Source organism: Pseudomonas sp. AL03 (assembly GCF_029960815.1).
Taxonomy (GTDB): domain Bacteria; phylum Pseudomonadota; class Gammaproteobacteria; order Pseudomonadales; family Pseudomonadaceae; genus Aquipseudomonas.
This window is the reverse complement of record NZ_JASBRE010000018.1, coordinates 126,280-135,409: the sequence shown is the minus strand read 5'-3', so window position 1 is coordinate 135,409 and position 9,130 is coordinate 126,280. Positions and strand designations below refer to the sequence as shown.

The window sequence follows — 9,130 nt, the reverse complement described above, 5'->3', positions numbered from 1 at the left end:
TCAGGATCGCCCTCGCTGAAGCCCACCAGCACTTCCATGCCGACTCGCGGGATCAGCACGCTGCCATAGCGGTCATTTGCCCAACCAGCGGCAACTCGTAGCCATTCCAGGCGCGACGCGGGTGTTCGGTCAGGTCGATGAAATGGCCGCTGCGCATGACGCTCTGATCGCTGCGCCCATGGGCTTGCCGGTAATCGGCGCGATGGCGCTCCAGCGTTCGCTTGGCCAGATGTTTACCGCGATCACGCTCAGTGAAAAGCCCTGGGAAGGCGTAGTCCTCCAGATGGGGCAGTTGCGGGCTCTTGCTCTCGCTATCCAGTTGCAGGCGCGGTTTTTCGAAGTCGTAATCCCGGCGGCTGACGTGGGTGGTGCGGGTTTCCAAGCTTATCTGGAAGCGATAAATTACAGAGGTTTGGGCGACCATACCGCTGCCCTGGGCATACGCCGTCGGGAACTTGGGTTTCGGGAAAACCGTCTGATCATCGCCGAACACCAACACATGCCCTGAGGCACTGTGCTGAAAATGAAAGTGCAGACCTTCTTCCTCGCACAGCCGTTGAATGAAGTGCAGGTCTGACTCGGTGTATTGAACGCAGTAGAGTCGTGGCCGGTACTCTGCGTTGAGTTGGAAACGCCAGGTATCCGCTTGGATTCCGTGGTCGGCCAGTACTTTGCCGATGATCTGCGGCACGCTCAGGTGCTGAAAAATACGTTGGTTGTGGCGATGCGCGAGATAGGCGAGGCGGGGTGCCAGGGTGATTTGATAGTGGGTCAGGCGTTTGCCCGAGTCACCTTGGGCGACTCGATAGACATGGCCATGAAGGCCGGAATTGTCAGGGCCGAACGTCAGAAATGCCGGGCGATGCAGCAGCGACTCGAGATCTAGATCGGGGCGCTCGCTGACCAGTTCGAGTTTGACTTCGTAGGGCTGGTTAAGCGCTTCCCTGGCACGGAATTCGAGGACCTGAAGGTCGTAGGAAAACCCTGCAATGTCGAGTGTGAAAACAACTTCGTTCGCCGTAGAGAACATCCGCGCATCCCTGTGTTTTTAAGGCACAGGACTTTGCGTGAATCAACGAGTTGGCGAAGTCAGTCGATTCGATATCCGTTGTAGGACATGTCCGTGAAGCAGAATCGCAGCCGGGATGGCGACCTTTTCTGACAGTTACTTCGGATAAAGCGGCGGCAATCCACTATCACCCACCGGGTCCTGAACCCGCTCGGCAATCGGAATCGCCTTGATCGCCCGCCACAGATCGTCACCTTGCCAATGCTGGCCGGTTTCGCTGTAGAGCGCGCCGTTCAAGCCGTCGAGGGCGTCGGACAGCGGTACAAAACGCGCCGCCATATCGGCCAGGGTTTCCGGTTGTTGCCGGGCCCAGGCGTCGAGGGCCTGGCGGGTGGCGTGGGAATCGTTGGCCTGACAGGCACGCTTGAGGTCGTCGAGCACGGTGCGCGGGCTCGGTCCGGTCTGCGCCGCGCGCAGGATCGCCGGTTGCCAGCGGGCGCGCCACCAGAGACCGAAGCCCAGCAGGGTGGTGCAGGCCAGGATCAGCGTGCTGAATTTCCACCACCGGAGGGCTTCGTTGCCGGCAGCGGAAAGGACTTGAGGCGTGCCGGCCGGGGTGTCGACCATCAGGCTCGGATTGTTCGCCACTGGCAAGGTTCGGGCCGGCAGGCTGCTGTGTTCCAGGTGGTCCTCGAAGGTGTTCCACCAGACTACTTCAACCGCTGGCAACTCGATTGCGCCGCTACGCGTCGGCACCAGGGCTTCACGGTCTTCACGACTGCCGACCAGGCCTCGCTCGCTGTTCTGGTTGCCCAGCACCGGTTGATCCGGGTAGCGCCGCAAGCCGTTGACGTCGGTGGCGGGCAGTGGTGGCAATTGCGAACTGGCCAAGCCTTCAGCCTTCACTGTCAGGCTGCGGGTCAAAGAGTCACCCACCTGCGCATGATCCGGTTCCGGGTTCCAGCTTTCGCTCAGGCTGAGGCTACGGGCCGGCAGCCATGGCCTGTCGGCCGGGTACGTGATGGGTTTGGCCTTGACCGTCAGCAGAAGCTCTGAGGAGCTGACCCGCATCAGTTTGCCAGACTTCGGTGCCTGGGTAGCGGCGTCCTGGGCGGGCTGCGCGTCCACGAGTGCGGCATTGAATATCTGCGCTGGAATGATCAGCTCACCGCTGTGTTGCGGGTAGATCGCGTAACGCATTTCGATCACGCCGTGGCGCAGACCATTGATGTCTTTCTCGTAGGTACGCGCCTCGCCCAGTTGTTCGATGCGCACATCGGGGATCTGCAAGGGGGGCAGGCTGCTGTCGTCGTACAGCGACACCGAATGGTAGATGCGCAAGGTCAGGATCGCCTGGGCTTGCACGTACACGCTGTTTTGATCGAGGCTGGCGTCGATGAACACCGGGGGCCGTTTGTTCGGGCTGTCCTGGGTTTCGGTCTCGACCACTTGCACGGTGATTGGCTGGCTCTGTACGTCACCCAGTTGCAGTGACGGAATCACCACGCTGCCGTTTTGCCTGGGCAGCAGGGTGACGATCCAGCGGGTGGTCGCACGGTTGTCGCCGTTCAGGGTGGTCAGTTGGTTGACCTGACGGGTGCCGCGCACTTCGAACAGCGGCTCCAGCGGTGTCAGATCAGGCTTGCCGAACTGCGTCACGTCGGTGGATTCCAGCGTCAGTTCAATCGTCTCGCCGGTGTTCAGGCGACTGCGATCCACACTGGCGACCAGTCCGGCTGCCTGTGCCTGAATGGAGCAGAGCAACAGGGCGGGCAGCAGTGCGAGCAAGAAGGCGGTGAAGCGGGTCATCGAGTTTTTCCCTGATCCTGATGTTGTTGCTGTTCGTACCAGAATTTGCGCCTGAGCAATTCACCCGGGTCGTCCGGGATCTTGCGCAGCCATTGCTCCAGCGCCTGGCGCTGTTCACCATCGATGCTGTCGCTGGCGGGGCGCAACGGTGGTCTGGTGCTTTGTTCGTCTCCCAACTCGCTACCCGGAACTTCATTGGTGCCGGGTTTCGGTGGCGTTTTGTTCGGTTGCTCGGAGTTCGGTGTGGTCTGCTGGGCGTCGGTTTTTGGTTCGCTATTATCTGACGGTTGCGTGGCCGCGCCGGGCGGCGTTTCTTGTGTGGGGGGCTCGGTCTCGTTGCCGGCGTTTTTGTCCGGATCAACCGGCGGCGGTGTGTTTTTCTGCTTGAGCAGTTTTTCCACCAGCGCCTTGTTGGTCTGCGCCGGACGCAAATCCGGTTGACGCTCCAGCGCCTGTTCGTAGGCATCCAGCGCTGCTTCCAGTTCACCGCTTTTGGCCAGGGCGTTGCCACGATTGTAGTGGGCGTGGGCGTCGTTGCCTTCGGCGAACCGCTGGGCGGCGCCGTTGTAGTCGCCGGCTTCGTAGAGCGCTATACCTTGCCATTGTCGATCGTCGAAATGCTGCGCAGCCTCGGCCGAGTGTTTCTGCCTGAGCAAGAGCAAACCCTGTTGGTCGGGTCGCAGCCACAAATCTTCGAAGTCGAAGGCATAACTTGGTTGTGGCACCAGCAATAGCAGTGGCAGGCAGAACAGCCAGCCGCGACGGCCGGCGCAGGCGGCCAGCAGCAACAGCGGCAGCAACAGCCAGTAACCCTGATCGGCCCACGTGTCGAGACGCAGGGTGTGGCCGTCGTTGCGCAGCGTGCTTGGGCCCTCGAGCAAGCCGAGGGCGCGCAGGTCGGCATCGTCCAGGCGTGCATGGCGATAGCGTCCGTCCAGGTCATTGGCAAAGGTTTTCAGGCCGGGCTCGTCCAAATGTGGCACCAAAATTGCGCCCTGGTCGTCCTTGAGAAAGCTGCCATCTTCCTGGGTGATCGGCGCCCCTTCGGCAGTGCCAACACCGAGCATCAGAAATTGCGTCGATTTACCGTCCAGCACCTGCCGGATCCCTTGACGTTCCTGTTCGGTCAAGGTTGAACCGATCAACAGGATCCGGCCGTCGCCGAGGGCGCCCTGATCCAGCAGCTCAAGGGCCTTGGCCACCGCCAGATCGGCGCGATGGCCCGCCTCGGGCATCAGCGAAGGCTTGAGAGCATCCAATAGATTGCGGCTGGTCGACAGGTCATCCGACAGCGGCACCAACGTGTGAGCGCTGCCGGCGTAGACGACGATCGCGGTCTGGGCGTCGCTGCGACTCTGCAGCAGGTCGAACAGCTTGCGCCGGGCCTGTTCAAGCCGGTTGGGTGGCGCGTCAGTGGCGAGCATTTCCGGGGTCAGCTCAAGTACCACGACCAGCGGGTCGGCGGGTTTCTGACTGGATTGCTCGACACGCTCCCAGCTCGGCCCGAGCAGCGCCAGAACGGTCAACACCCAGGCACAGCCAAGGATGACCCACGGCAATTTGCTGTCGCGACCGCTGCCACCACTGAGCAACGCCGCATGGAAGGCCGGTGGCAAAATCATCTGCCAGCGCCCGGCGCGCTTCTGTCGATGCCAGAGTTGCCAGATCAACCAGCCGAGCAACGGCAACAACAGCAGCCACCAGGGGCGGAACCAGTACGGCCAAAGCGCACTCATCGGCGTCTCCGCAGACGCAGGCGTTTAAGCCGCTGGCGCCAGTCGGGCAATTGCGTTTGCAGAAGATCCTTGGTGAACAGTCGCCGCAACGGGTTGTCCGGCCAGCGCTCGCGAACCACCAGCAGCATGCTCAACAGTAACGCCATCGCCAAAGGCCAGTGGTACAGCGCTTGTGCCGGGCGAGCCTGAGTCGGTTGTTGGGTCACGGGTTCCAGTTTGTCGAGGGTGCCTTTGATCGCTTGCAGTTCCTTGTCATCGTGGGCGCGAAAATACTGGCCGCCCGTGGGTTCGGCGATCGCCTTCAAGGAGGCTTCATCGAGGTCGAGGCTCGGGTTGACCCCCAGGAAACCCAACGTGCCGCTTTGCTCCGGATCGGCGCCGATACCGATCGGGTAGATTTTTACGCCTTCATTAGCCGCCAGGCGCGCCGCCGTGAGCGGGTCGATTTCACCACCATTGTTGGCGCCGTCAGTGACCAGAATCAGTACGCGGCTTTGTGCCGGGCGCTGGCGCAGGCGTTTGAGGGCCAGGCCGATAGCATCGCCGATGGCGGTGTTCTTGCCGGCGATGCCGATCCGCGCTTCGTCGAGCCACACGCGCACCGTGTGCCGATCGAACGTCAGCGGTGCTTGCAGATACGCCCGGCTGCCGAACAGGATCAGCCCGACGCGATCGCCCTCACGACTTTCGAGGAAGTCACCGAGCAAGTGTTGAACCAGTGTGAGTCGACTGACGTCTTCGCCCTGCCATTGCATGTCGGGAAAATCCATGGAGCCGGACACGTCGACCGCCACCAGCAGATCGCGACCGCTGGCGGCAATCGGCAGCGGTTCGCCGAGCCATTGCGGGCGCCCAGCGGCGATCAGTAACAACAGCCACAGCAGAATGAAAGGCGCTTGTTGACGCCAGGCCGGCAGGTTGGCCCGGGCGCGGCGGCGGGCGAGGCCTTCGAGGTCACTGAGGAAGCTGACTTTGAGCGCCGGCTCGCCACTGTCGGCGACCGGCAGCACGACGCGCATCAGCCAGGGCAGCGGCAGCAGGGCAAAGATCCACGGCCAGGCGAACTCAAACATGCTTACGAATCCAGGTGTCGACGGCTTGGGTCAGGCCGGCGATGGCCTTGTCGTCGAGTTTGCATTCGGGTTTGTAGGCGCCTTCGACCAGCACCATCCAGCGGGTCAGACCGGCGGCCGGGCAGCGATTGTCGAGGAATGCCAGCCATTTGCGACCATTGAGGGTGTGGCTCTGGCTGTAGGGATAGTGGTTGCGGCACAGGCGTTTGAGCAAACCGTTGAGTTGCTGCAACCAGGCGCCGGCCGGAGCGCCGTCGTAGGGTTTGGGCATCCGTGCCAGTTCGGCCAGCGCGGCGAGGCGCACCGGGTCCAGCGGTTGTTCGGCGCGCACGATTGGGTGTTTGTTCGTAAAGAAGCGCCTGGCCTTCCACAGACCGAAACCAATGAGTGGCAGTAACAACAGCAACAGCCACCAGCCCGGTGCCGGTGGCCAGAATTCGATCGGTGGCGGGGAGATCAGTGGTTGCAGTTGATCGAGGCTGCTCATCGACCTTTCCCCGGTTTCTGTGGGTTCAGGTACTCGCGCAGTTGCTCGACCATCTCACTCTGCGTGCTCAAGGGCATCAGCAAAACCCGCAGCTTCTGCGCCAGCAGTTCCCAGCGAGCGATGCGCGCTTCGGCCTGGGCGCGATAGGTCTGGCGCAGCTCGAAATTGAGGGTGTCGAGTTCCAGTTGCGCCCCGCGTTCGGCGAAGCGTAAAAGCCCGGCGGCGGGCAGGGCGTGATCCAGTGGATCGGACACCGGCAGCAGCAACAGATCGCAATGCCGCGACAACAGGCTCAACTGTTGTTCGGCGCCCTCCGTCAGGGTGCGTTCGTCGCAGATCACGATCACCAGACTGCCGGGACGCAGTACTTCCCGGGCCCGACGCAGGGCAATGTTGAAGGCGTCCCGGTCCGGCTCGCTTTCCGTGTGCAGAGACTGATTGACCCGCACCATACGGTTGAGAAACTGCAGCAGGCTCTGTTTGCTGCGTCGTGGCTTGATTTCATAGTGCTCATTGTTGCCGAATACCAGTCCGCCGACCCGATCGTTATGACCCAGTGCGGCCCAGCCAATCAGGCTCGCGGCCTGCGCAGCGAGCACTGATTTGAACATCAGCCCCGAGCCGAAAAACAGTCGGCGACTTTGCTCGACCATGATAAAAATCGGCCGCTCGCGCTCTTCATGGAACAGCTTGGTATGGGGTTCCTGGGTGCGGGCGGTGACGCGCCAGTCGATGCTTCGCACGTCGTCGCCGGCCTGATAGACCCGTACCTGATCGAAATCCACCCCGCGTCCGCGCAGTTTGGAATGGTGCAGGCCAATCAGCGGGCTGCGCTGGCTCGGTGTGGAAAACAGTTGCACTTCACGCACGCGATGGCGCATCTCGATCAGCTCGGCGAGGCTGACACGGATGCCCGGCTCGGGCGGCAGGATGGCGTTCATCGGGGTCAAGCGACGGCTACGACGTCGAGAATCCGCTGGACCACCCGGTCCTGGTCGATGCCCGCGGCTTCGGCTTCAAAGGAAAGAATGATGCGGTGACGCAGCACATCGAACAGCACCGCTTGAATGTCTTCCGGGCTGACGAAGTCGCGACCCGCCAGCCAGGCATGGGCCCGGGCGCAACGGTCGAGGGCAATCGAGCCGCGCGGGCTGGCGCCGTAGGCGATCCACTCGGCCATCTCTGGGTCGAACTTGGCCGGGGTGCGCGTGGCCATGACCAGTTGCACCAGGTATTCCTCCACGGCGTCGGCCATGTACAAGCCGAGGATTTCCTTGCGCGCGGCAAAGATCGCCTGCTGACTGACCCGGCGCTCGGGTTTGGTTTCGCCGTTCAACGCTTCGCCCCGGGCCTGTTGCAGGATCCGCCGTTCGACGGCGGCGTCAGGGAAGCCAATTTTTACGTGCATCAGAAAGCGGTCGAGCTGCGCTTCGGGCAGTGGATAGGTGCCTTCCTGCTCGATCGGGTTTTGCGTGGCCATCACCAGAAACAGCGGCGACAGCTCGTAAGTACTGCGCCCGACGCTGACCTGGCGTTCGCCCATGGCTTCGAGCAGGGCGGATTGAACCTTGGCCGGGGCGCGGTTGATTTCGTCCGCCAGCACCAGATTGTGGAAGATCGGGCCTTGCTGGAACACGAAACTGCCGGTTTCCGGGCGATAGATTTCCGTACCGGTGATGTCGGCGGGCAGCAGGTCGGGGGTGAACTGGATGCGATGGAACTGTGCTTCGATGCCTTCGGCAAGTTCTTTGATGGCCTTGGTCTTGGCCAGGCCCGGAGCGCCCTCGACCAGCATGTGGCCGTCGGCGAGCAAGGCGATGAGCAAGCGCTCGATGAGTTTTTCCTGGCCGAGAATCTGCGTTGAAAGAAAGGTTCGCAGCGCTAGCAGCGCTTCACGATGTTCCATCGATGACTGTTCCTGGAAAGGGTGACCGAAGACGTTCGAATAACGCCAGGGCTGGGGGCGTTACTTTAATCCATCGCAGGGGGCGGCGACTAACGGCATTTTGTGCAAAGTGCGGGAATAGGCGGGCGAAATTGTTGGAGATTTGTAGGGACGGGGTATTGCGGTGTTCTTTCGGACGCCTTCGCGGGCAAGCCTCGCTCCTACAAGTATTGGTTCAGACGCAATATCGCGACCGCCTCGGTACTGTAGGAGCGAGGCTTGCCCGCGAAGGCGCACGCTCAGACACCATCAAAGTTCGCTGATATAGGTGCCAGTACCCTTGAGAATGTTCTGCAACGTTTCTTCCACTTCCGCCAGATCACTTGCATCAGTGCTGTGAATGATTTCCAGCGAATCATCACCATTGAGCGCATCGGCGTCAGCGGCGGCGATTTCGATTAGCAGGCGGGTAGAGCTGAGGGTGACTTTCACGCCGTCCAGCGTCGAAGGCTCGCCGTCGAGGGTGATGTCCAGCGCGTCCTCGTCCGGGTAGCGGGTCATCAGGAACATGTCGCCCTGATCGCTGTGGCAGCAGAGCATGGCCATGTTGTCTTCTTCGTCGTCGCACGGGTTGACGATCAAGAGGGCGGTGGTCATTTGCATGGGGAATTCCTGGCTCGACGAGCATTGTGAAGACGAACAAAGGGCGATTCTGCCAGCAGACGGGAATTTCTGCTCGCCTGAGTGTCAGAGGATGTGTCGTGAACATCCGGGGTGTTGCTGGTCATTTCTGGTATGGATGTGCCGCAAAACCGGGCTTAACCCCCCCGTTTTGCCGCACGGCTGCTAGTGTTGTCCCAGGCACATGCCGCGAGTTACGTGCCGATGACCGAATATGTCGCAGCGCTGCAAGCACGGGCCTTGCCGCACTCGTTAAGCTGCGCAACGGATGAGCACCTGTAAAGACATTGCGCGATACATGGCCCAGTCGTTTTTGCAGATGCCCATTCTATGGAAGGTGAATGTGACCTGAGTGTCTCGTCCAGCTTCACCCACCTGTCATCCTGTTTCCTCTGCCCGAGAATCAGGAACAGGGTAACGGATCACCCCGAAAGGGGTTTGCACGCGACG

Annotated in this window: 7 protein-coding genes and 1 pseudogene; all 8 read right to left on the bottom strand. The window is 61.5% G+C overall.

Features of this window, described 5'->3' with window-relative positions; translation table 11 throughout:
- A pseudogene (gene tssI / locus QK293_RS18420) lies at nt 1-1,030 on the bottom strand (type VI secretion system tip protein TssI/VgrG); the annotation flags it as partial.
- Nucleotides 1,031-1,165: 135 nt separating this feature from the next.
- Nucleotides 1,166-2,818 carry a BatD family protein gene (locus tag QK293_RS18415; RefSeq protein ID WP_282379569.1) on the bottom strand — a complete coding sequence of 551 codons (1,653 nt, stop codon included), beginning with the start codon at nt 2,816-2,818 and terminating at the stop codon, nt 1,166-1,168.
- Complete coding sequence (locus QK293_RS18410) at nt 2,815-4,554, bottom strand: tetratricopeptide repeat protein (protein WP_282379567.1); 1,740 nt, start codon at nt 4,552-4,554, stop codon at nt 2,815-2,817. Before QK293_RS18410 ends, QK293_RS18415 begins: the two co-directional genes overlap by 4 nt.
- Complete coding sequence (locus QK293_RS18405) at nt 4,551-5,627, bottom strand: VWA domain-containing protein (RefSeq protein ID WP_282379565.1); 1,077 nt, start codon at nt 5,625-5,627, stop codon at nt 4,551-4,553. Before QK293_RS18405 ends, QK293_RS18410 begins: the two co-directional genes overlap by 4 nt.
- Nucleotides 5,620-6,114 carry a DUF4381 domain-containing protein gene (locus QK293_RS18400; RefSeq protein ID WP_282379563.1) on the bottom strand — a complete coding sequence of 165 codons (495 nt, stop codon included), beginning with the start codon at nt 6,112-6,114 and terminating at the stop codon, nt 5,620-5,622. The genes QK293_RS18405 and QK293_RS18400 overlap by 8 nt, the downstream gene beginning before the upstream one ends.
- Nucleotides 6,111-7,055, bottom strand: a complete 945-nt coding sequence (locus QK293_RS18395; RefSeq protein WP_282379561.1) for a DUF58 domain-containing protein — start codon at nt 7,053-7,055, stop codon at nt 6,111-6,113. Before QK293_RS18395 ends, QK293_RS18400 begins: the two co-directional genes overlap by 4 nt.
- Before the next feature lie 5 nt (nt 7,056-7,060).
- Entirely contained in the window at nt 7,061-8,020 is a 960-nt protein-coding gene (locus QK293_RS18390; protein WP_008150800.1) for a MoxR family ATPase, read from the bottom strand.
- A 288-nt stretch (nt 8,021-8,308) separates the two neighbouring features.
- Nucleotides 8,309-8,662, bottom strand: a complete 354-nt coding sequence (locus QK293_RS18385; protein ID WP_282379542.1) for a hypothetical protein — start codon at nt 8,660-8,662, stop codon at nt 8,309-8,311.
- Nucleotides 8,663-9,130: the final 468 nt, after the last annotated feature.

Coding starts and splice junctions, on each gene's coding strand:
- QK293_RS18415 (WP_282379569.1), bottom strand. CDS start 2,818: ATGACCCGCTTCACCGCCTTCTTGCTCGCACTGCTGCCCGCCCTGTTG.
- QK293_RS18410 (WP_282379567.1), bottom strand. CDS start 4,554: ATGAGTGCGCTTTGGCCGTACTGGTTCCGCCCCTGGTGGCTGCTGTTG.
- QK293_RS18405 (WP_282379565.1), bottom strand. CDS start 5,627: ATGTTTGAGTTCGCCTGGCCGTGGATCTTTGCCCTGCTGCCGCTGCCC.
- QK293_RS18400 (WP_282379563.1), bottom strand. CDS start 6,114: ATGAGCAGCCTCGATCAACTGCAACCACTGATCTCCCCGCCACCGATC.
- QK293_RS18395 (WP_282379561.1), bottom strand. CDS start 7,055: ATGAACGCCATCCTGCCGCCCGAGCCGGGCATCCGTGTCAGCCTCGCC.
- QK293_RS18390 (WP_008150800.1), bottom strand. CDS start 8,020: ATGGAACATCGTGAAGCGCTGCTAGCGCTGCGAACCTTTCTTTCAACG.
- QK293_RS18385 (WP_282379542.1), bottom strand. CDS start 8,662: ATGCAAATGACCACCGCCCTCTTGATCGTCAACCCGTGCGACGACGAA.